Source organism: Rhizobium sp. R339 (assembly GCF_002211395.1).
Lineage (GTDB): Bacteria > Pseudomonadota > Alphaproteobacteria > Rhizobiales > Rhizobiaceae > Rhizobium.
Genome location: NZ_LOKV01000025.1, coordinates 1 through 22,809 on the forward strand (window position 1 = coordinate 1; position 22,809 = coordinate 22,809).

Below are 22,809 nucleotides of genomic sequence, written 5' to 3' on the forward strand. Positions count from 1 at the left end.
TCGTCGACTGCGAATCCACCTTCGTCATCACCTGCGACGAAGGTCTGCGCGGCGGCAAACCGGTGCCGCTGAAGGACAATACGGATACGGCGATCCACATCGCCGCCCGCCAGCATGTGCATGTCAACAAGGTGCTGGTCGTGCGCCGTACCGGCGGCAAGACCGGCTGGGCGCCGGGCCGCGATCTCTGGTATCACCAGGAAGTCGCCACGGTGAAGCCGGAATGCCCGCCGGTAAAGATGAGGGCGGAAGATCCGCTCTTCATTCTCTATACGTCAGGCTCGACCGGCAAGCCGAAGGGCGTGCTGCACACGACAGGCGGTTATCTCGTCTACGCCTCGATGACGCATGAATATGTCTTCGACTACCATCATGGCGACATCTACTGGTGCACGGCCGATGTCGGCTGGGTCACCGGCCATTCCTATATCGTCTATGGGCCGCTGGCGAACTGCGCCACGACGCTGATGTTCGAAGGCGTGCCGAATTTCCCCGATCAGGGCCGCTTCTGGGAAGTCATCGACAAGCACAAGGTCAATATCTTCTATACCGCGCCGACGGCGATCCGCTCGCTGATGGGCGCCGGCGACGACTTCGTCACGCGCTCGTCTCGCTCTTCACTGCGCCTGCTCGGCACTGTGGGCGAGCCGATCAACCCGGAAGCCTGGGAGTGGTATTACAATGTCGTCGGCGACAAGCGCTGCCCGGTGATCGACACCTGGTGGCAAACGGAAACCGGCGGCCATATGATCACGCCGCTGCCGGGCGCCACCGATCTGAAGCCGGGTTCGGCAACGACGCCGTTCTTCGGCGTCAAGCCGCAGCTGGTCGACAATGAGGGCAAGGTGCTGGAAGGACCTGCGGACGGCAATCTCTGCATCACCGACAGCTGGCCGGGCCAGATGCGCACGGTCTATGGCGACCACGAGCGCTTCATCCAGACCTATTTCTCCACCTATAAGGGCAAGTACTTCACCGGCGACGGCTGCCGCCGCGATGAAGACGGCTATTACTGGATCACCGGACGCGTCGACGACGTGCTCAACGTTTCCGGCCACCGGCTGGGTACGGCGGAAGTCGAATCCGCGCTCGTCTCGCATAATCTGGTTTCGGAAGCCGCGGTCGTCGGCTATCCGCATTCGATCAAGGGCCAGGGCATCTATTGCTACGTGACGCTGATGGCCGGCCACGAGGGGACGGACACGCTTCGCCAGGAACTGGTGAAACACGTGCGCGCCGAAATCGGCCCGATCGCGGCTCCCGACAAGATCCAGTTCGCGCCGGGCCTGCCGAAGACCCGCTCCGGCAAGATCATGCGCCGCATCTTGCGCAAGATCGCCGAGGACGATTTCGGCGCTCTCGGCGATACCTCGACGCTTGCCGATCCCGCTGTCGTCGACGATCTGATTGCCAACCGGCAGAACAAAGTGACTGCCTGATATTTGGAGCCGCCCCTTCTGGGGCGGCTCATTTTTCCTCTGCGCAGGGCGAGCGCGGTTTGCGGCCTCCGCCATATTCACGGGCGAAGCCGTCGGAGAGAAGATTGCCGGCGACGTCGCGTCCGTCCGCCAGGGTGACCGTCGCCAGAATGCGACCGAAATATTTGTCGCCGGAGATGTTCGTCAGCCGGATTCTAGGCGAATGGGCGGCCATCTCCTCCAGCGCATGGCGTGCCTCCAGACCTGCCCGCCGTACCTCATGACACTTGGAATGCAGTTCCGGCGCATCGATGCCGCGGATGCGCACATAGACTTCCATCGTCTGCTGCGGCCGGGGCATTGCCTGCACCAGCAGCGTATCGCCATCGATCACGCGAAGGATTTCAGCCGACACCGGACCATCGATCGCGTCCCGCGCCGTGACAGCGGAGGCGGCGAGAGCGACGAAGACGAGCATCGGCAGGAATCGTGTCATGAAAGGAATAAATTCCGATCACGGTGCGAAGTAAATAGGAATATTTACTTAGAAATCGATAGCCCGGCCATTGATCTCGTAGTCGCCGAAGCGGGCGGGCTCGGCGCCGCCTCGGCCGCCGATCTCAGGCGGTAGCTCCAGGGGCGTCTGGTTTTTCCGCCGCTCCTCGGCTTCGGCAAGTGCGCGCCTGGCAGCCGGAGACAGCATCTTGCGCGGTGGCTCCGATCCCTCGGCGGCCGGGATTTCGCTATTGTCGTTGTCGGCTTCCTGCATTGGCTTCTCCTGCCGGAAAACATTGAAAATGGCGGGTGAATAACCAAATCATAATGCGCCGGCACCGGGATTGAAAGCTCGTGACGCCGAAATCGGAGATGGAGATCCGCGATGAACCTCGTCCGCACTGCCATGTTGCTCGCCTTCATGACGGCGCTTTTCATGTTTGTCGGCTTCCTGATCGGCGGTCGGGCCGGCATGATGATCGCATTCGTCATTGCGGCCGGCATGAATTTCTTCTCCTACTGGAATTCCGACCGCATGGTGCTTTCGGCCTACCGCGCCCAGCAGGTCGATGAACGCAACGCGCCGGAATTCTTTGCGATCGTGCGCGATCTCGCCGGCAATGCCGGCCTGCCGATGCCGAAGCTCTATCTCTACGACAGCCCGCAGCCGAATGCCTTTGCCACCGGCCGCAATCCCGAAAATGCCGCCGTCGCCGCCTCGACCGGGCTGCTGCAAGCATTGTCTCCAGAGGAAGTCGCCGGCGTGATGGCGCATGAGCTCGCCCATATCCAGAACCGCGACACGCTGACCATGACGATCACGGCAACGCTTGCCGGCGCGATCTCGATGCTCGGCAATTTCGCCTTCTTCTTCGGCGGCAACCGCGAGAACAACAATCCGCTCGGCTTCATCGGCGTCCTCGTCGCGATGATCGTGGCGCCGCTCGCCGCCATGCTGGTGCAGATGGCGATCAGCCGCACGCGCGAATATTCGGCCGACCGCCGTGGCGCCGAGATCTGCGGCAACCCGCTCTGGCTCGCCTCGGCGCTCGGCAAGATCGCGCGGGGTGCTGCGCATGTCCCGAACGAAGACGCGGAACGCAATCCGGCGACGGCGCATATGTTCATCATCAATCCGCTCTCCGGCGAGCGCATGGACAATCTGTTTTCGACGCATCCGAATACAGAAAACCGCATCGCCGCGCTGCAGGAGATGGCGCAGGGCGGCATGAATGTCTCGACGGGACCGGTCCGTGCTGCTAATCCGTCGCGCAAATCGCGCTCTGTTCCGAATACGGGTCGCGGTGGTTCGCAACCGCCAAAAGGTCCGTGGTCTTGAATTCTGACGGCACGAAGAAGCCATTCCGCAAACAGAAGCCCTCCGCGCCCCGATCGGCGCCTGATAAGCCCGGCCTGCAGGCCCGGGCCGCGGCGGCGAAAATCCTGGCTGCCGTGGTCGACCGCAAGCTGCCGCTCGACGGCGCTCTCGACCACGAACATGGCAATCCCGCCTATAAGGCGCTCGGCGAGGGCGATCGGGCGCTGGTCCGCGCCATCCTGAACACGACGCTGCGCCATCTGCCGCGCATCGACGCGGCCATCGCCGTCCTCCTGGATTCGCCGCTGCCCGAGGGCGCGCGGGCGCTGCATCACGTTCTTGCCATCGGCGCGGCGCAGATCCTCTATCTCGATGTGCCCGATCATTCGGCCGTCGATCTTGCCGTCGAACAGGCCAATCAGGACCCGCGCAATCGCCGTTTCGCCAAGCTGGTCAACGCCATCCTGCGCCGTCTCGGCCGCGAGAAGAACGAGGTGCTGGAAAAGATCGGCCAGGTTGCGCCGATGCCGGCCTGGTTCATTGCGAGGCTGGAAAAAGCCTATGGCCGGGAAGCGGCGCTGGCGATTTCCGAATCCCAGCTCGAGCCCGCCGCGATCGATCTGACCGTCAAATCCTCAGCCGAAGATTGGGCGAAGCGCCTGAACGGCGTCGTTCTGTCGACGGGCGGCGTAAGGCTTGCGGCCTTTGAAGGCGGCATTCCCTTGCTCGAAGGTTTTGACGAGGGCGCATGGTGGGTGCAGGATGCGGCGGCCAGCATTCCGGCCAAGCTTTTCGGCGATCTCTCGGGTAAACGCGCTGCCGATCTCTGTGCCGCGCCCGGCGGCAAGACGGCGCAGCTCATCCTTGCCGGGGCTGCCGTCACCGCCCTCGACCAATCGGAAAGCCGGCTAAGACGGCTGCGGTCGAACCTGGAACGGCTTGGCCTGAAGGCGGAGACGATCGCGACGGACCTGACAAAATTCGAGCCGGCCGAGCGCTTCGATGCGATCCTGCTCGACGCCCCCTGCTCCTCGACCGGCACCACCCGCCGGCATCCCGATGTGCTGTGGACCAAAGGGCCTGAGGATATCGCCCGGCTGGCGGCGCTGCAGGAGCGGCTGCTGCGTCATGCGCTGACTTTGCTGAAGCCGGGCGGCATGCTGGTTTTCTCGAATTGCTCGCTCGATCCGGCAGAAGGCGAAGAGGTCGTCGCCCGTATTCTCGCCGATACGGATGCGGTCGAGCGCGTCGCGATCGACGCCCGTGACTGGCCGGGCCTCGAAGCGGCGGTCACGCCGCTTGGGGAATTCCGCACGCTTCCCACCATGCTGAAAATGACCGGCGGTTTTGCCTCCGGCCTCGACGGCTTCTATGCGGCCGTGCTGCGTCGAACAGCGTAATCGCAGCTCCGAGAACCGTTGGATAATCTCCGGCGGCGCGCATGAATTTGAGTATATTCGAACCTTGTCACAAATTAATTCATTGCGGGCGATGAAATCGGCCGCTTTTCACCTATTCTTAACCACGAGGGTCAATAGACAATAGAATATGCAGTCCGGTCGGCGTTTTGCGAGCATGTATGTTCGGGAGGCTTGGCGGCGCGCCTTGCGCCGCGTCGCGTTGCTGCGCCTGAAGCTCATTCGCCATTCCATCAAACCGCCCGAGCGCCTGATCGTCGCGCCGACCGATCTTCGCGGCATCGATCCGCATGTCGCCGACGAAATCCTCAACGGGCGCTTTCTTTTGGCCGGGCGCATGCTCGAGACCAGTGGAAAATCGCCCTTTACCTTCACCCTGCCCTCGCGCCCTTTTGCGATCCGCCTCCATAGCTTCGGCTGGCTGCGGCATATGCGGGCGCACAAGACGGAGCGCAGCGCGGCCGCTGCCCGTACAATCGTCGACAGCTGGCTTTCCATCCATGCCGGCCGCATGGAGGGCGTCGCCTGGGAGCCCGACGTCACCGCCCAGCGCGTCATTGCCTGGCTCTCGCACTCGCCTGTCGTGCTGCAGAATGCCGATCGCGGCTTCTATCGCCGTTTCATGAAATCGCTGGCGTTCCAGGTGAAATTCCTGCACCGCATGGCGCCGTTCACGCTGGGCGGCCTGGAGCTGTTTCGGCTGCGCATCGCGCTTGCCATGGCCTCCGTCGCCATGCCGACCCGCGCATCGACGCTGAAAAGAGCCGCGCAGGCGCTCGACCGCGAGTTCGATAGCCAGATTCTGCCGGATGGCGGCCACGTCTCACGCAACCCGCGCGCCGGCCTGGAACTGCTGCTCGATCTGCTGCCGCTGCGGCAGACCTATGTCAATCTCGGCCACGATCTGCCGCAGAAGCTGATCTCCGGCATCGACCGCATGTATCCGGCATTGCGGTTCTTCCGCCATCAGGACGGCGATCTGGCGCTTTTCAACGGCGCCACCTCGACACTCGCAAACGAGCTGATGTCGGTGCTCAGATATGACGAGACGGCAGGCCAGCCGTTCAAGGCCTTGCCGCAGTCGCGCTACCAGCGGCTTTCCGCGGGAAAGACTGTCATCATCGCCGATACCGGCGTGCCGCCTTCCGGAGGCGCGCTGCGGACCGCGCATGCCGGCAGCCTCTCTTTCGAGATGTCGTCCGGCCGGCATCGCTTCATCGTCAATTCCGGTTCGCCGAAATTTGCCGGGCATCGTTATGTCCAGATGGCGCGCACGACGGCGGCGCATTCGACCGTCATCCTCAGCGACACCTCATCCAGCCGTTTTTCACATTCGCCTTTTCTCAGCCACGCGATCATCGAACCGGTCAGAACCGTCAGCGTCGAGCGGGCCGAAACGGAGGATGGACGCGACGGCATCAAGCTCAGCCATGATGGTTATCTCAGAACCTTCGGCGTGATGCACGAGCGTGAACTGACGCTCAACGCCGCCGGCTCGATCGTCACCGGCCGCGACCGGCTCGTCGTCCGGGAAGGATATGAGAGTGACGAGCCGCTGAAGGCGGTCGCCCGCTTTCACATCCACCCGTCGATTGTGCTGGAGCAGAGCGACGGCGAATCCGTGCTGCTGACGGCGCCGGACGGCGAAAGCTGGCTGTTTTCCGCGCCCGGCAATGAAGTGCTGATCACCGAAGACATTTTCTTCGCCGACAGCTCCGGCATTTGCGGCTCGGACCAGATCGAGATCGATTTCGATCTTGCCGGGAAGACGGAAATCCGCTGGTTCCTGTCTCGCAAAGGTTAAAGCGCCCGGCGATCTTTCAGATCCTGTGCTGACTCCTGTTTGCGCGGGGGCAAAGCTGTGCTAACGCGACGCCAACATGCAGGCGTCCCCTGCGGATGTCTCCCGAGCCCGAACGGAGAAGGTTTCATGGCCGTCATTTCCAAGAAGATCCCCGCCCCCGACAAGGTCGAAATCAAGACCGCCCTCCTCTCCGTCTTCGACAAGACCGGGGTCGTCGAGCTTGCCCGCTCCCTGTCCGAACGCGGCGTGCGGCTGCTGTCGACCGGCGGCACTTACAAGGCGATCGCCGCTGCCGGCCTTGCTGTCACCGATGTCTCCGAAATCACCGGCTTTCCCGAGATCATGGACGGACGCGTCAAGACGCTGCATCCGTCGGTGCATGGCGGCCTGCTGGCGATCCGCGACGATGGCGAGCACCAGGAGGCGATGAAAAAGCACGGCATCGAGGCGATCGACCTCGCCGTCATCAATCTCTACCCCTTCGAGGAAGTACGCGCGGCCGGCGGCGATTATCCGACGACGGTCGAGAACATCGATATCGGCGGTCCGGCGATGATCCGCGCATCGGCCAAGAACCATGCCTATGTGACGATCCTGACCGATCCGGCCGATTATGCCGGACTGCTGAAGCAGCTTTCCGCCGATGGCGGCAAGACCGCCTATGCCTTCCGTCAGCGCATGGCCGCCAAGGCCTATGCCCGCACCGCGGCCTATGACGCGATGATTTCCAACTGGTTCGCCGAGGCGCTGTCGATCGACACGCCGCGTCACCGCGTCATCGGCGGCGCGCTGAAGGAAGAGATGCGCTACGGTGAAAACCCGCATCAGAAGGCAGCCTTCTATGTGACCGGCGAGAAGCGCCCCGGTGTGTCGACGGCCACCCTTCTCCAAGGCAAGCAGCTCTCCTACAACAACATCAACGATACCGACGCGGCCTATGAGCTGGTCGCCGAGTTCCTGCCGGAGAAGGCGCCGGCCTGCGCCATCATCAAACATGCCAATCCCTGCGGCGTTGCGACCGGAGCGAGCCTGGTCGAAGCCTATCGGCGGGCGCTCGCCTGCGATTCCGTGTCGGCCTTCGGCGGCATTATCGCGCTCAACCAGACCTTGGATGCGGAAACGGCTGAGGAAATCGTCAAGCTCTTCACCGAGGTCATCATCGCGCCTGATGTGACCGAGGAGGCGAAGGCGATCGTCGCCCGCAAGCCGAACCTGCGGCTGCTGTCGGCCGGCGGCCTGCCCGATCCGCGCGCCGCGGGCCTGACGGCGAAGACGGTTTCCGGCGGCTTGCTCGTCCAGAGCCGCGACAACGGCATGGTTGAGGATCTGGAGCTTAAGGTCGTCACTAAGCGCGCGCCGACGGCGCAGGAGCTCGAGGACATGAAGTTCGCTTTCAAGGTCGGCAAGCATGTGAAATCGAATGCCGTCGTCTATGCCAAGGACGGCCAGACCGCCGGTATCGGCGCCGGACAGATGAGCCGGGTCGATTCCGCCCGCATCGCCGCGCTGAAGGCCGAAGAGGCGGCCAAGGCGCTCGGCCTCGCGGTTCCGATGACAAAGGGTTCGGCGGTCGCTTCCGAAGCCTTCCTGCCGTTTGCCGACGGGCTGCTGTCGATGATCGCCGCAGGGGCGACGGCCGTCATCCAGCCCGGCGGCTCGATGCGCGATCAGGAGGTCATCGATGCCGCGAACGAACATGGCGTCGCCATGGTCTTCACCGGCATGCGCCATTTCCGGCACTGAATGAGGCTGCCGTCAGGTCCGGGCGCGCGTCGTGTTCCCTACGTGCGGTCGGCCGGATAAGGCGTGCGGACCAGCAGCGCCAGGCCGCCGGCGAGGAACAGGATCAGCGTTGCCATTCCAAGCCGCGGCGATCCGCTCATATAGGTCACCAGCGAGAAGAGCAGCGTCGCCATGAAGCTCGTGGCGCGGCCGGAAAGCGCGTAGATGCCGAAATAGCGGCCGGCTTCCTCGAGGCTGACGCTGCGGGCGAGATAGGAGCGCGACGAGGCCTGCACTGGCCCGAAGGCGAGCCCGATCAGCAGGCCGTAGAGGATATAGGCTTTTTCCGCGGCAGTGCCGAAGAGACCGCCGGAATCCGTCGTCGGCAGCGGCATCAAGCCGAACAGGGTGTAGCCCGGTCCTGTCGAAATGATGCCGACGGTGGCGAGGAGCAGCATGGTCAGGCTGATCACGACGGTCGCCTTCGAGCCGACAGCCTTGTCGACGCGGCCGGCGAGCAGGCAGCCAAGGATCGCCACGATGTTCAGGATGATGCCGTAGACGCCGATCTCGATCGTCGCCCAGCCGAACATGCCGGCAGCGAAGACGCCGCCGAGGATCAGCAGGCCGTTGACGCCATCCTGATAGATCATGCGGGCGATGAGGAATTTGAGGATGCCGCGGCGTTCCTTGAGCTCACCGAGCGTGTTTTTCAATTCCTTCAGGCCGAAGCGGACGGCAGCGCCGAAGGGAAGGCCTCGGCGGACGTCGGGCGTGAACAGGAACATCGGCAGGATAAAGATCAGATACCAGACGGCCGAAATCGGCCCGGTGATGCGCGCATCCTCGCCGGCCTTCGGATCGAGGCCGAAAAGCGGGTCGAGGCCGAGGATGGTCTTGCCGCTCTCGGGACTTGCCGCAAGCAGCGTCACGACGGCGATGAGGACGATCATGCCGCCGAGGTAACCGAGCCCCCAGGCGGTGTTGGAAAGCTTGCCGACCTCGGTTCTGTCGACCAGGCGCGGCATCATCGAATCGTTGAAGACGATCGAAAACTCGGCCGAGATCGAGGCGAGGATCGTGAAGATCACGGGATAGAGGATCGGCGAGCCGGGGGCGGCGAACCATAGGCCAAAAAGGCTTGCGATCTTGATGACCGCAAAGAAGCCGATCCAGGGCTTGCGCGCGCCGGACTGATCGGCGATCGAGCCGAGAACGGGCGAGAGCAGGGCGATGATCACCGAAGAGATCGTCGCCACGTTGCTCCACATCGCCTGGGCGGACACCGGATCATCGGTCAGGCGCGCGACGAAGTAAGGCCCGAAGATGAAGGTGGTGACGACAGTGAAGAAGGGCTGGGCCGCCCAGTCGAAGAACATCCACCCCCAGATGCCCTTCTCCGTGGCCTTTGGCGGCTGCGTTCCTGTCCAGTCGATGCGATTCAACATCCGCTCCTTTTTGGCGGACTGTCTCACCTCACCCGGTCGCGCGCAAGGTCGGTCAGGATGCCGGCGGCAACGGTAATGCGCGCAAGATTGGGATCGCCGCCGTCGCTGAGGCTCGAAAGCTCCTCGACAATGCGGTTGATGCGGATGCGATCCTGCGCATGCCAGGCCTGAACGGGCAGCTTCTCCTTGCCGTGATCGGAAAGGGCCGAGATGACGATATCGCGTCTGGCGCTGGCGATCTGGTCGATGCTGCGGGCAAGCGCCAGGTTCTCGTAGTGGTCGGAGGTGAGGATGCGTCCGCCCGCTGCCAGCAGCCGCGCGATACGGAAGGTCTGCGATACCGCAAAATAATTCTCGGCGGCGCGCACCAAGGGTTCGCCGGTACGCTCGGCAATCTGCATGATCTCGGGCACCAGCGCGAAACTCTGGAGATTGGCGATTTCGGCGGCGAGTTTTTCCGGCACCCCGGCCTGGACATAGTCCGCCTGGCGCGCGGCGGCATCGGCGGCCGACTGTTCGGCGAAGGCGGGCTTGAGCTTCTTCAGGGCTGCCTGCAGCCGGCTAATGACTTCCGCCATATCGGCCTTGCCCATGCCGGTCTTGAGAAGCAGGCGCGTCAGCACGATGAAACTGTGGCTGATTTCCTCGTAGATGCGGTTCTGCATGTCGCCGGAAACCTTGCCGTCGAGCGCGTCGGTTTCCGCCCACAGCCGGGCCAGGTCGAAACCGTCGCGGGCGACGATGGCGGCGCGCACCACTTCCGGCGCAGACGCCGCCGTCGCGTCCATCATGGCGACGGTGAAGCTCGGGCCGCCGCGGTTAATCGCCTCGTTGGCAAGCACGGTCGCGATGATTTCGCGCCGCAGTCGATGGCTGGCAATATCGCCGGCATTCGACTTCTGCATCTTCACGGGGAAGTAATTCGAAAGCGTCGCGGTGAAATAGGGATCGTCGGGCAGATCGCTTGCGGCGAGCGCATCGAAGAGCACGATCTTGGCATAGGAAACCAGCACCCCGATTTCAGGCCGCGTCAGCGGCCTGCCGGCGGCATAACGTTCGGCAAGCGTGGCGTCATCGGGCAGCGTCTCGACCTTGCGATTCAGCTGCTTGGCGCTCTCGAGCACGCTCATGAAGCGGGCGAGCTCTAGACCATTTGCCGTGCCTTTGCGCTCCGTTAGCGAGATCGCCAGCGACTGCAGATAGTTGTTGCGCAGCACGAGGGTCGCCACTTCGTCGGTCATCGACGATAGGAGCTGATCGCGTTTTGCCCGTGTCAGGCGCCCGTCATGCATGGCGGCCGCCAGCGCGATCTTGATGTTGACCTCGACGTCGGAGGTGTTGACGCCGGCCGAGTTGTCGATGGCGTCGGAGTTGCAGCGCCCGCCGCTGAGGCCGTAAGCGATGCGGCCCTTCTGGGTGACGCCGAGATTGGCGCCCTCGCCGATGACCTTGGCGCGAACCTCCGTCGCCGTGATGCGGATCGGATCGTTGGCGCGGTCGCCGACTTCGGTGTCAGTTTCGGAAGGAGCCTTCACATAGGTGCCGATGCCGCCGAACCAGAGCAGGTCGACCGGGCTCCTCAGGATCGCGGTCATGATCTCGAAGGGTGTCGCCACGGCCTTGTCGATGCCGATCGCGGCAACCGCTTCCGGCGTCAGTGTTACCGATTTCGCGGCGCGGGAAATGATCATCGCACCCTTCGAAAGGACGGTCTTGTCGAAATCCTGCCAGCTCGAGCGCGGCAGGTTGAAGAGCCGCTGGCGTTCGGCCAGGGTCTTTTCCATGTCGGGATCGGGATCGATGACGATGTCGCGATGGTCGAAGGCGGCAATCAGCCGGATCTTCGGAGAGAGCAGCATGCCGTTGCCGAAGACGTCGCCCGACATGTCGCCGACGCCGGCGACGGTGAAGGGCGTCGTCTGGATGTCGATGTCCATTTCGCGGAAATGGCGTTTGACGGTTTCCCAGGCGCCGCGGGCGGTGATGCCCATCTTCTTGTGGTCGTAGCCGGCCGAGCCGCCGGAGGCGAAGGCATCGTCCAGCCAGAAGCCGGCTTCCTGGGCCAGCGCATTGGCGGTGTCCGAGAAGGTTGCCGTGCCCTTGTCGGCGGCGACGACGAAATAGGGATCGTCGCCGTCGAGCCTGACCGTATCCTTCGGCGGCACGATCTCGGCGCCGGAGATATTGTCGGTGATCGACAGCAGCGTGCGGATGTAGGTCTTGTAGGCCTCGCGGCCGGCATTAAAGATCTCGTCGCGGCTGCCGCCAATGGGGAGCTTCTTCGGGTAGAAGCCGCCCTTGGCGCCGACCGGCACGATGACGGCATTCTTCACCTGCTGCGCCTTGACGAGGCCGAGCACCTCGGTGCGGTAATCCTCGGCACGATCAGACCAGCGCAGGCCGCCGCGCGCCACCTTGCCGAAGCGCAGGTGCACGCCTTCGACCTCGACCCCGTAGACGAACATTTCGCGGAAGGGTCTCGGCTCCGGCAGTCCGTCGATCAGATGCGGATCGAGCTTGAAGGCCAGCATCGCCTTCGGCGAACCGTCCGGGTTCCGCTGGAAATAATTGGTGCGCAGCGTCGCATCGACGATATTGACGTAACGGCGCAGGATCCGGTCGTCATCCAGGCTCGGCACGTCGGCAAGTTCGGCCTCGATCGCCTGATGCAGCTCGGCAAGTCTCTTCACACGGGCCTTTTCCGAAAGTTTGGTGTCGAGCGTGTCGTGGAAGAGACGGAAGATGGCGGCGGCAATCGTCGGATATTTATCGAGCGTCGTCGCGATATAATCCTGCGAGTAGGCGATGCCGGCCTGGCGCAGATAGCGCGCATAGGCGCGCAGCACGTTGGCCTCGCGGGCCGACAGCCCGGCCGACAGGATCAGCCGATTGAAGCTGTCATTGTCGATCGTGCCGGCAAAGGCGGCGACGAAGGCTTCCTCCAGCGCGGCGCCATAACGCTGCAGATCGATTTCGCGGCCGGTGCGGGTTTCGAGTTCCATGTCGTGCAGCACGACGAGCCTCGTTTCCCCATCGGCGACCGGCACGCGGATGTCGAAGGTGCGTTCGCTGACGACGTTGAAACCGAGATTTTCCAGAAGTGGCACGCGGCGCGACAGCGCCAGCTGGCCGGCGGCGTGGAAGATCTTCAGCGACAGGATGCGGCCATGATCTTCCTGACGATGATAGAACTGGATGCGGAGCGGTTCGCCGGCGGCACAGGCGCCGATATCGGCGAGGTCGGCTACGGTTTCTTCAGGGGTGAAGGAATCCTGGAAGGCCTGGTCGACGGATAGTTTGGGCGCCTTAGGCCCGGCGAGCGCCTCGAAACGGTCGTCCCAGCGGGCGGTAATTTCGCGGATCGTCTGCTCCAGCTTCGCCTGCGGAATGCGCGGCGTCTTGCCGCCGGAGCGGCCGATGATGAAATGGACGCGTGCCACGCCGCCTTCCGGAAAAGCCGGATAATAGGCGGAGACACGGCCGTCATAGACGGTCTTGAGATAGGTGCCGATCCGCTCGCGCACGATCGAGTCATATTCCTCGCGCGGCACGTAGACGATCACGGAGACGAAACGGTCGAAATGGTCGATGCGCGGCAGAGCGCGCACACGCGGCCGGTCGGCGAGATCGTTGATCTGTTCGGCAAAGCTCGCGAGCAGCGTCGTATCGATCTGGAAAAGATCGTCGCGCGGATAGGATTCCAGCGTGTTGTCGAGCATGCGACCGGAATGGCTCATCGGGTCGAAGCCGAAATGCTCCTTCACCTTCTCGATCTTGGAGCGCAGCAGCGGGATTTCGGAGGCGAGCGAGGTATAGGCCGTCGAGGTGAAAAGGCCGACGATGCGCAGTTCCCCCGTGACATTGCCCTTCGCGTCGAAGCGCTTGACGCCGACATAATCCATATAGGCGCGGCGATGGACGATCGATTTCACATTCGCCTTGGTGACGATCAGGTAGTCGGGGCCGTCGAGGAAGGCGAGGATTTCGGGCGTGGTCGTCACGGCATCCTTGCCGGTGCGCAGCACGAGAACGTCGGGATTGGAGAGGATGCCGAGGCCCGCCCCCTTGTCGCGCTCGACCTTGGCGTCGGCGCCCTTGCCGGAATAGACATATTCGCGCATGCCGAGGAAGGTGAAATTCTCGTCGCGCAGCCAGGTCAGAAAGGCGACCGCTTCGGCGTGTTCGGCCTTCCTGCGGCCGGCGCCGTTGGCCGCAAGCTCGGCGATCACGCCGTCGAGCTTGGCAAGCATCGGCTTCCAGTCGGAAACAGAGAGGCGGACCTGCTCGAGCACGGTCTGGATGCGCTTGATGAGATCGGTGGCCTGGGCGGAATTGAGCGGCGCGATATGAAGCTGGATATGGCTGACGCGGGCGGCGGGATCGCTCGGGTGATCGGCGGAATAGAGCGTGGGCGCCTTGCCCTTTTCCATCACCAGGATGGGATGCACGGCCATGAAGAGATCGCGGTGGGTGCTCGTCACTTCGCCCATGACCGATTCATAGAGGAAAGGCATGTTCCGGTCGGTCACGGAGAGCACCGAGACGGCAGTACCGGCAGGCGTCACATCGGCAATGGTGTCGATGCTGACGCGCGGGGTCTTGCCGTTCCAGGTGGCGAGTTCCCTGGCCGAATGCGCGGCGGTGAGTGCCAGCATTTCGGGCGTATAATGTTCGAGATCGTCATTGCTGGCCCGGCCGAAGAGAATATCCGGATCGAGATGCGCCTCGCCCGTCGCCTTGGCGATCTTGCGTGCATTTTCGATCTGCTTTTCCCGTTTCGGATTGTTTCTTGCAGCCATGAATCGCCTCCCGCAATGGACTTATTTCTGCAAGCTAGCAGAAGATTTCCCGAAAAAATCTCTAAAATAGAGGCCTGAAGGGTCGCTTTGATGCTTTTTTGACGCTCAAAATGGGAATTTGTTAGAGATTTTTCCGCTTTCGTGGCCAAAACGAACGGGAAGGCCCTTCTCCGGTTTTTCGCTCCGCCGCACATTTCCATGCTCACGTGAAGAATGGTTGACAGCGCGGCGTCAAAAAGATCATCAAACGCCATCATCAGTCGGACCTTGATATCATGTCGGAAAATGCAGCGGGTGCGGTCATCGTCATTTCCAGCCATGTGGTGCGCGGCTCGGTTGGAAACCGCGCCGCCGTCTTCGCGCTGGAGACGCTCGGTCATCCGGTCTGGGCATTGCCGACGATCGTGCTGCCCTGGCACCCGGGCCACGGCCGCGCGACGCGGCTGACATTTGCGGAAGCGGATTTCGACGCGGCGATCGACGATCTGATCCGCGCGCCGTGGATCGGTGAGGTTAAGGCGGTGCTGTCAGGCTATTTCGGCAATGCCGCCCAGGCGCGCTCCGTCGCCCGGCTGATCGGTGCGCTGAGGCAAGACAATCCCGATCTCGTCTATGTCTGCGATCCCGTCATGGGCGATCTCGGCGGCCTTTATGTGCCGGAGGCGACTGCGGAGGCCATTCGCGATCATCTGATCCCACTTGCCTCGCTCGCCACGCCGAACCGCTACGAACTCGCCTGGCTTTCGGGGGCGGCCCTCGAAGACAACAGCGCGATCATGGAGGCGGCGCTGGCGCTCGGACCGTCGCGCATGCTCGTCACCTCGGCCGTGCCGATGATGTCCGGCGGCACCGGCAACCTCTATCTCTCCGGCCGCCACGCGCTTCTGGCCGAGCATCGCGTCGTCGAAAACCCGCCGAACGGCCTCGGCGATCTGCTTGCCGCCGTCTTCCTGTCGCGCCTGCTGTCCGGCCTGGAAGACGAAAAGGCGCTGCAGCTTGCCACCGCCAGCGTCTTCGAAGTGCTTGCGCGCGCCGTCAAGCGCGGCAGCAACGAGTTGATGCTGGCAAGCGATGCGTCCAGCCTTTCGACGCCGATGGCGATGGTGCAGATGCGCCGGCTCGTGCATCCGGCGCAGCGGCGGAAAAAATGACGCATTTGCCAATGCACTCATTTTGCAGTGCAGCAGTTGATCTTGTCTTCGGTGCGCGCTAATCCAGAAGACATGCAGCGTTTTCCTACACCCCTTCTGGACGGCTATCGCAACTTTATGAACGGGCGCTATGCCGATGCCCGCGACAGGTATCGGCTGCTTGCCGAAAACGGCCAAAGTCCGAGTACCCTGGTCATTGCCTGTTCGGACTCGCGTGCGGCGCCGGAGCTGATCTTCGATGCCGGTCCGGGCGAACTCTTCGTCATCCGCAACGTCGCCAACATGGTGCCGCCTTACGAGCCGGATGGCCATTTCCACTCGACGTCGGCCGCGCTCGAATTCGCCGTTCAGGCGCTGAAGGTCTCGGACATCGTGGTGATGGGCCATGGACGCTGCGGCGGCATCCGCGCTGCCTTGGATCCGAACGCCGAGCCGCTGTCGCCCGGCGATTTCATCGGCCGCTGGATGTCGCTGGTCAAACCTGCCGCCGAGCAGATCCAGAGCAACGACGTGATGACGGCGGCGGAGCGCCAGACCGCGCTCGAGCGCGTCTCCATCCGCAATTCGATCAATAATCTCCGGACCTTCCCCGAAATCAAGGCGCTTGAGGAGGCAGGAGAAATGCATCTTCACGGCGCCTGGTTCGATATTTCGACCGGGGAACTCTGGGTGATGGACGCCGAAACCCGCGACTTCATTCGTCCCGAAATCTAGGGGCGCGCCGCTTTATCAGTTTTTTAAGAATTATTGATAAGCTCGCCGGCGATTGGTTGCGCACGACCGACATTTTGATCACCGTGGCGATTGGCGATGAAGTTCGAAACCATCAAGAAGGTTATCCTGGCTGCCATCATGCTGCCTTTCGTCTTCATGGTCATTGAAGGCGTCATCCTCCTGCGATCCTCGGTGAAGGAATATTGGGATCTCGAGAAGGATCGGCAGTTCGCCGATGTGCTTGCCCGCGGCGGGTCTATTGCGGCCACGGAAATCCTGACCGAAATCGGCGCCACCCGCCGCTACATCGCGCAGCCCAGCGAGCCCGCAGCTGCCGAGATGCAGCGGAGCCGAGCGATGCTCGACCAAGAACGCCGCGCCTTCTACGCCAGCCTGCCCTCCCGCGATGTGCTCGACGAGGGACTCGTGGACGAACTGTCGGCTCTCAACCTTGCCTACAGCCGCATCGTGGCGGCGCGAAGCGCCGTCGACCAAGGCCGTTATACCAATAGCGATCCCGGCTATATCTATTGGTATGTGGCCCAGAAGCAGCTTGCCGTCGTCGATGCGCTCTCGCCGCTGATCAGCGATCCGGTGCTACTGGAGAAATCCAACCAGCTGATGGGCATCCTGCTGACCTATTACGGCGAAAGGCTGATCACTGTCGTCGGCACCCGTTATCTGGATCAGAGTTCTTCCGCCAGATTTCCGATTGAACTGTTCTTGCAGGGCAAGGTCATGCTCGGCGACGGAATGGACCACATGGTCTTCCATTCCTCGAACTCGACCGTGCGCGACATCGTTGCCTATCTCGGCCGTAGCAGCCAGGTGAAGGCGAACGCGATCACCGATTCCATTCTCGCCGGATCGCGGCCGACGCGCGAGGTGCGCGACATCTGGACCGCTGCGCAGAACGAGCGCATGGCCTTCCTGCAGCAGAAGATCGTCGAGGCGGCCAACGATATCCACGAGACCGGCGAAGGCCTTTCGACGCGGGCCCACATTCACCTGACGCTGATCCTGTCGCTCTGCGCCGGCCTGCTCATTCTCGCCACGCTGGTGATGCTATTGGCGGCAAGGGGCCTGCGGCTGATCGACCGTCTAACGCGCGATCGCGAGACACTGGTGGGCGAGTTGCGCAACGCCGCCCAGACCGACCTTCTGACCGGGCTTTACAACAGGCGCGGCTTCGAGGTCGCCGCATCGGCGCTTCTCACCCAGGCCGAACATGGGTCGCGCTGGATCTCCGTCGTGCTCTTCGATCTCGATCATTTCAAGAAGATCAACGACGTTCACGGCCATGACGCCGGCGATGCCGTCTTGCGGCATGTCGCGAGCGTGGCGCGCGAGAATTTTCGTTCCTTCGATCTCCTGGTGCGCCATGGCGGCGAGGAATTCCTGGCGCTGCTGCCGGATTCGACACCCGATGATGCGGCAAGGGTTGCCGAGCGCGTGCGGCTGGCGATCGAGGCGGCGGAAATCCCGCTGGCGAGCGGCGATCGTCTGAAGGTCACGGCGAGTTTCGGCTGCGTCGGCCGGGCAAACGAAGCTTTCAACCGGAACTTCGAGGATCTGGTCAAGCGTGCCGATCTGGCGCTTTACGCTGCCAAGGCTTCCGGCCGCAACTGCGTCGTTTCGGGGCCGATCATGCCGGCGCCGGAAGAGCGGCGCAAGGCGGCATCCGCCGGCGGCTTCGATTCCCGCATATGAAAAACGCCGCATTCGCAGCGGCGTTTCAGATTATCGTTGCCGGTGAAGGCTTGGTCGGAGCGGCTTATCTGCCGGCGTCGATCTGCTCGCCGATATAGGCAATCGCCTGTTGGTAGACACTGGCTGCATTCCAGCCCTGGATGGCGGCGAAATTGGGCTCGCCCGGCTGATAGCCGGCGCCGGGACGCCAGCCGTGGCCCTTCAGGAAATTCGCCGTCGAAGCGAGCGCATCGGCGCGGGAGCCGACCATGTCGACGCGGCCGTCGCCGTCGCCGTCGGCGCCGAAACGGACGACGTTGCGCGGCAGGAACTGCGTCTGGCCGATTTCACCATGGGCAGCGCCTCGGGCCTGCGGGCTCAGATAACCCTCGGAGACGAGCTGGAGCGCAGCATAGAGCTGATCGGTGAAATATTCCGACCGGCGGCAGTCGTAAGCGAGCGTCGAAACAGCCGACAGCGTATGCTGATTGCCCATATAGCTGCCGAAGCCGGTTTCCATGCCCCAGATTGCGATCAGGGGGCCGGCCGGAACGCCGAAACGGCGCTCGATCGAGGCGAACAGCGCCTGGTTGGCGCTCTTCATGCTGCGGCCGCGGGAGATGATGGCGGCGCCTCCGCGCTTCTTCATGAAGGCGTCGAAGGACAGCTTGAAGCTTTTCTGCCCACGGTCGGCGGCGATCGTCGGCTTGTTGTAATTGACATTGGCGAAGGCGCGGTTGAGGACCGACTGGCTGACGCCATTGGCTGCCGCCGTCTGCTTGAAATCGCTGACCCAGGCATCGAAGCCGGCGCCGGTATTGCCACATTGTGCGCCCTGCGCGAACGCAGGTGCCGCGTGGAGGACGCCTACTGCCACGGCGGCCGCCAGAAAGAACTTTGTCATGCGCATTGAGAACCCCGCTCTCGATCTGCATAGCTTTTGGCCGGCAGGAGAATGCCAGCCATCAGCGATTTTGTCACGATCACCTTTTGGCGAGCGCTTCCATGGCCGTTTCTGCCGGAAAGCCCCGCTCACCGAGCGGGGCTTTAGCACGTTATGGTTTACAAATGGTGTCAAGCGGCTTGCTTGCGCGGCTTGACGAGGCCGCGATTGACGAGCAGCTCGGCGATCTGAATGGCGTTCAGCGCCGCGCCCTTGCGCAGGTTGTCGGAGACCACCCACATATTGAGACCGTTTTCAACAGTCGCATCTTCGCGGATGCGCGAGATGTAGGTCGCATCTTCGCCGGCGGATTCATAAGGCGTGATGTAGCCGCCGTTCTCGCGCTTGTCGATGACGAGGCAGCCGGGTGAGTCGCGCAGGATGTCGCGGGCCTGATCGGCAGTGATCTCGTTTTCGAACTCGATGTTGACCGATTCCGAATGGCCGATGAAGACGGGCACGCGCACGGCCGTGCAGGTCACCTTGATCTTCGGGTCGAGCATCTTCTTCGTCTCGGCCAGCACCTTCCACTCTTCCTTGGTATAGCCATCTTCCATGAAGCTATCGATGTGCGGGATGACGTTGAAGGCGATGCGCTTGGTGAACTTCTTGTTCTCGATCGGATCGGCGACGAAAACGGCGCGCGTCTGGTTGAAGAGTTCGTCCATGCCGTCCTTGCCGGCGCCGGAGACCGACTGGTAGGTCGAGACGACGACGCGCTTGATCTTGGCGAAGTCATGCAGCGGCTTCAGCGCCACCACCAACTGGGCGGTCGAGCAATTCGGATTGGCAATGATGTTGCGCTTGGTGAACTGCGTGACGGCGTCCGGGTTTACTTCCGGCACGATCAGCGGCACGTCGGCGTCGTAGCGCCAGGCCGAGGAATTGTCGATGACGACGCAGCCCTGCTGGCCGATCTTCGGCGAAAACTTCTTGGAGACTTCGCCGCCGGCCGACATCAGGCAGATATCGGTATCGGAGAAATCGTAATTCTCCAGATTGGAGACCTTCAGCGTCCGGTCTCCATAGGAAACCTCGGCGCCCTGCGAACGCGCGGAGGCGAGCGCTACGACCTCATCGGCGGGGAAGCCTCGTTCCGAAAGGATGTTGAGCATCTCCCGGCCGACATTTCCGGTCGCTCCCGCAACTGCTACTTTGAAACCCATTTCTCAAGCTCTCTTTCTCTTCTCTCCTCTATCCGGTGAGGGGAAAGGCGCGAATACTCGCGTCTTCCTGTCCCCAGCCGAGCCGGGGAGAGAGCGGCAGGCCAGAGACGTCAGACGGTTTTCGTCGTCGTTTTGGCCTTGGTTTTGGAAGAAACCGGAACGGCAATTTCCACCCCGGCAACCCGTGCCCGGTCATTGCACTCAGCAATGGCGTGTTCGTCGCGAACCATGGAGATTCCTTTTCCGCTGTTGCTCTTAGAAGGTTTTCCACAGGAGTCAAGGTTTTTGCGCGCATAGCTTAGGCCGGACGAGCGGTCCGCAATCCGCGGCCGTTTGTCATGCCGCTGTCATCCATGGAAGATATTCCGGCGCGGTTGTTATGCCTGCAACGAAAACGGGGGTTTTCCATGCGTATGCTTCTCGCCGCTTTTGCGGCCACCACCATCCTCGCCGGCGCCGCTCAGGCGACGACGGTCTATCCGCTTGACCGCGCGACGATCCTTGTCGGTTCACCGTTCGATTTCAAGGTCGAGCTCAACAAGCAGGTCAAGCCGGAAGACGTGAAGATCACGGTCAACGGCCAGGATTACAAGACCGTTCTCGGAAGCGAGGCGCAGTTCGTCGAGCTTGAAAAGGGCAAGGAAGACAAGGCTCTCGGCTCCGCCCTCCTGTTGCGCGGCCTGAAGATTTCGGCTGCCGGCGCCTACAAGGTCGAGGTCGCTGCCGGCGACGAGACAAAATCCGTTACCTGGAACGTCTACGAAACCGCCAGCCAGCCGAAGGCCAAGAACATCATCTTCCTGCTCGGCGACGGGCTTTCCGTTGCGCACCGCACGGCTGCCCGCATCATGTCCAAGGGCATGACCGAAGGGAAGGCGAATGGCCGCCTGAACATGGACGATCTCGATCATATGGCTTTCATCGGCACGTCTTCGACGAATGCCGTCGCCACGGATTCGGCCAATACCATGTCGGCCTACATGACGGGCCACAAGACGGCCGTCAACGCGCTCGGCGTTTACGCGGACCGCACGCCGTCCTCGCTCGATGACCCGCGTGTCGAAACCATCGCGGAAGCCCTTCGCCGCACGACCAAGAAGTCGATCGGCATCGTTGCAACGTCGGAAGTCGAGGACGCCACCCCGGCCGCGGTCGTCTCCCACACCCGCAACCGCAACGACAAGGCCGACATCGTCGGCATGCTACTCGAAGCCAAGCCCGAGGTGCTGCTTGGCGGCGGCTCGGCCTATTTCCTCGGCCAGGAGGTCGCCGGTTCCAAGCGCAAGGACAATCAGGACTACATCAAGCAGTTCCAGGAAGCCGGCTACAAGTTCGCGACCGACAAGAACGAACTTGCAGCCAACGCATCGGCTGAAGGCAATCTGCTCGGGCTGTTCCACACCGGCAACATGGACGTCATGCTCGACCGCGAATTCCTGAAGAAGGGCACGGTCGAGAAATTCCCGAACCAGCCGGGTCTCGTCGACATGACCAAGGTCGCGCTCGATCGCCTCTCCAAGAATCCCGAAGGTTTCTTCCTGATGGTCGAAGCCTCCTCGATCGACAAGATGTCCCATCCGCTCGATTGGGACCGCGCGGTCGTCGATACTATCGAATTCGACAAGGCCATCGGTGTTGCTCGCGAATTCCAGAAGGCCCATCCCGATACGCTGATCGTCGTCACCGGCGACCATACGCACGGCGTTTCCATCATCGGCACGGTCGATGATGACAAGCCCGGCACGGAAATGCGCGAAAAGGTCGGGATCTATGCCGAAGCCGGCTTCCCGAACTACAAAGACGAAAACGGCGACGGCTATCCCGACAAGATCGACGTCAGCCGCCGCCTGTTCCTGAACGCCAATAACGGCCCCGATCACTACGAGACCTTCCGTCCGAAGCTCGAAGGCCCGTTCGTTCCGGCTATCCAGAACGAAAAGAAGGAATATGTCGCCAACGAGCAGTACAAGGATGTTCCCGGCGCCGTCTTCGTCCAGGGCAATATTCCGAAGTCCGGCGACTCTGGCGTTCACGCTGTCGACGACGTCGTCCTGCAGTCGGCCGGTCCGGGCGCCGAAGGCTTCCGCGGCTACATGGAGCAGAGCGACGTCTATCACGTGCTCGCCGACACCTTCGCTCTCGGCGCGAAGCAGACGAACTGATCTGGATTGATCCTGCAAGGCCGCTTGCCGGCCTTGCTCTTTCACCGATCATGGTCCCGGCCGGGGACGGCCGGGACCTGCTTCTTGGAGGTCGCCATGGAAACAGTTTCTTCGTTGCATCTCAGCCGCCGCCGGCTGATTGGCGCCGCCATTGTGTTTCCCTTCACCGCTTCGCTCGTTCGCGCTGCCGATTCTTCGCTCGCCTTCGGGGAGCTCTACGGCAAGTTCAGCGTGCTCGGCCTCGAATTCTCCGACAAGGTGAAGCGCCTCGCCGGCCAGGAAATCAGCATGAAGGGCTTCATGGCCCCGCCGTTGAAGGCTGAGGCCCAATTCTTCGTGCTGACCGAAGTGCCCATGTCGCTCTGCCCCTTCTGTTCCTCGGACGCGGACTGGCCCGACAATATCGTCGTCGTCTATCTCTTGGAGAAGCAGACCTTCGTGCAGCCGCGCCAGACGATCGAAGTGCGCGGCACGCTGGAGTATGGCTCCTGGACGGATCTGGAAACCGGCTTTGTCAGCCTTCTGCGCATTCGCCAAGCCGAATATTCCGCCGTCTGAACCG

Annotated in this window: 17 protein-coding genes; 10 read left to right on the forward strand and 7 right to left on the reverse strand. The window is 62.5% G+C overall.

The features are described from left to right. Positions 1-1,439 (forward strand): acetate--CoA ligase (acs, locus tag ATY76_RS25045; protein ID WP_088677378.1); only part of this gene is annotated, 1,439 nt, incomplete at its 5' end. A 28-nt stretch (positions 1,440-1,467) separates the two neighbouring features. Here the strand turns inward: acs and ATY76_RS25050 are convergent. Together ATY76_RS25050 and ATY76_RS25055 are read right to left on the reverse strand one after the other, a co-directional pair. Next, positions 1,468-1,914 (reverse strand): thermonuclease family protein, encoded by a 447-nt coding sequence (locus ATY76_RS25050; RefSeq protein WP_088677379.1) that lies wholly within the window; start codon positions 1,912-1,914, stop codon positions 1,468-1,470. 48 nt (positions 1,915-1,962) lie between these two features. Further along, complete coding sequence (locus ATY76_RS25055) at positions 1,963-2,187, reverse strand: DUF1674 domain-containing protein (protein WP_088677380.1); 225 nt, start codon at positions 2,185-2,187, stop codon at positions 1,963-1,965. Between the two features lie 111 nt (positions 2,188-2,298). Here ATY76_RS25055 and htpX point away from each other — a divergent pair, with 111 nt between their 5' ends. From htpX to purH, 4 genes are all read left to right on the forward strand, one after another. Next, complete coding sequence (gene htpX / locus ATY76_RS25060; protein ID WP_088677381.1) at positions 2,299-3,252, forward strand: zinc metalloprotease HtpX; 954 nt, start codon at positions 2,299-2,301, stop codon at positions 3,250-3,252. After that, complete coding sequence (locus ATY76_RS25065) at positions 3,243-4,631, forward strand: RsmB/NOP family class I SAM-dependent RNA methyltransferase (protein ID WP_088677382.1); 1,389 nt, start codon at positions 3,243-3,245, stop codon at positions 4,629-4,631. The genes htpX and ATY76_RS25065 overlap by 10 nt, the downstream gene beginning before the upstream one ends. 148 nt (positions 4,632-4,779) lie before the next feature. Beyond that, complete coding sequence (locus tag ATY76_RS25070) at positions 4,780-6,453, forward strand: heparinase II/III family protein (protein WP_088677383.1); 1,674 nt, start codon at positions 4,780-4,782, stop codon at positions 6,451-6,453. Between the two features lie 126 nt (positions 6,454-6,579). Beyond that, positions 6,580-8,196 carry a bifunctional phosphoribosylaminoimidazolecarboxamide formyltransferase/IMP cyclohydrolase gene (gene purH, locus ATY76_RS25075; RefSeq protein WP_088677384.1) on the forward strand — a complete coding sequence of 539 codons (1,617 nt, stop codon included), beginning with the start codon at positions 6,580-6,582 and terminating at the stop codon, positions 8,194-8,196. A gap of 38 nt (positions 8,197-8,234) precedes the next feature. On the opposite strand, the gene ATY76_RS25080 is transcribed toward purH, so the two are convergent. Both ATY76_RS25080 and ATY76_RS25085 read right to left on the reverse strand, forming a co-directional pair. After that, on the reverse strand, positions 8,235-9,623 hold the full coding sequence (locus ATY76_RS25080) for an MFS transporter (protein WP_088677385.1): 1,389 nt from the start codon (positions 9,621-9,623) through the stop codon (positions 8,235-8,237). A 23-nt stretch (positions 9,624-9,646) separates the two neighbouring features. Next, positions 9,647-14,422: an NAD-glutamate dehydrogenase gene (locus ATY76_RS25085; RefSeq protein WP_088677386.1), complete on the reverse strand. Its 4,776-nt coding sequence runs from the start codon at positions 14,420-14,422 to the stop codon at positions 9,647-9,649. 275 nt (positions 14,423-14,697) lie between these two features. Here ATY76_RS25085 and pdxY point away from each other — a divergent pair, with 275 nt between their 5' ends. From pdxY to ATY76_RS25105, 3 genes are all read left to right on the forward strand, one after another. Then, entirely contained in the window at positions 14,698-15,573 is an 876-nt protein-coding gene (gene pdxY, locus ATY76_RS25095) for a pyridoxal kinase PdxY (RefSeq protein ID WP_088677387.1), read from the forward strand. A gap of 72 nt (positions 15,574-15,645) precedes the next feature. After that, entirely contained in the window at positions 15,646-16,287 is a 642-nt protein-coding gene (locus ATY76_RS25100; protein WP_088677388.1) for a carbonic anhydrase, read from the forward strand. A gap of 96 nt (positions 16,288-16,383) precedes the next feature. Further along, complete coding sequence (locus ATY76_RS25105; RefSeq protein ID WP_088677389.1) at positions 16,384-17,997, forward strand: GGDEF domain-containing protein; 1,614 nt, start codon at positions 16,384-16,386, stop codon at positions 17,995-17,997. A gap of 64 nt (positions 17,998-18,061) precedes the next feature. Here ATY76_RS25105 and ATY76_RS25110 read toward each other — a convergent pair whose 3' ends face one another. From ATY76_RS25110 to ATY76_RS25120, 3 genes are all read right to left on the reverse strand, one after another. After that, entirely contained in the window at positions 18,062-18,886 is an 825-nt protein-coding gene (locus ATY76_RS25110) for a lytic murein transglycosylase (RefSeq protein WP_088677390.1), read from the reverse strand. Positions 18,887-19,050: 164 nt separating this feature from the next. Then, positions 19,051-20,085 (reverse strand): aspartate-semialdehyde dehydrogenase, encoded by a 1,035-nt coding sequence (locus ATY76_RS25115; RefSeq protein ID WP_088677391.1) that lies wholly within the window; start codon positions 20,083-20,085, stop codon positions 19,051-19,053. A 110-nt stretch (positions 20,086-20,195) separates the two neighbouring features. Then, a complete protein-coding gene (locus tag ATY76_RS25120) occupies positions 20,196-20,408 on the reverse strand; it encodes a hypothetical protein (RefSeq protein ID WP_088677392.1) in 213 nt (70 codons plus the stop codon). An 84-nt stretch (positions 20,409-20,492) separates the two neighbouring features. Between ATY76_RS25120 and ATY76_RS25125 the strand changes: the two genes are divergently transcribed. Next, on the forward strand, positions 20,493-22,247 hold the full coding sequence (locus ATY76_RS25125; protein ID WP_088677393.1) for an alkaline phosphatase: 1,755 nt from the start codon (positions 20,493-20,495) through the stop codon (positions 22,245-22,247). Between the two features lie 96 nt (positions 22,248-22,343). After that, positions 22,344-22,805 carry a hypothetical protein gene (locus ATY76_RS25130; RefSeq protein WP_088677394.1) on the forward strand — a complete coding sequence of 154 codons (462 nt, stop codon included), beginning with the start codon at positions 22,344-22,346 and terminating at the stop codon, positions 22,803-22,805. The last annotated feature ends 4 nt before the right edge of the window (positions 22,806-22,809 follow it).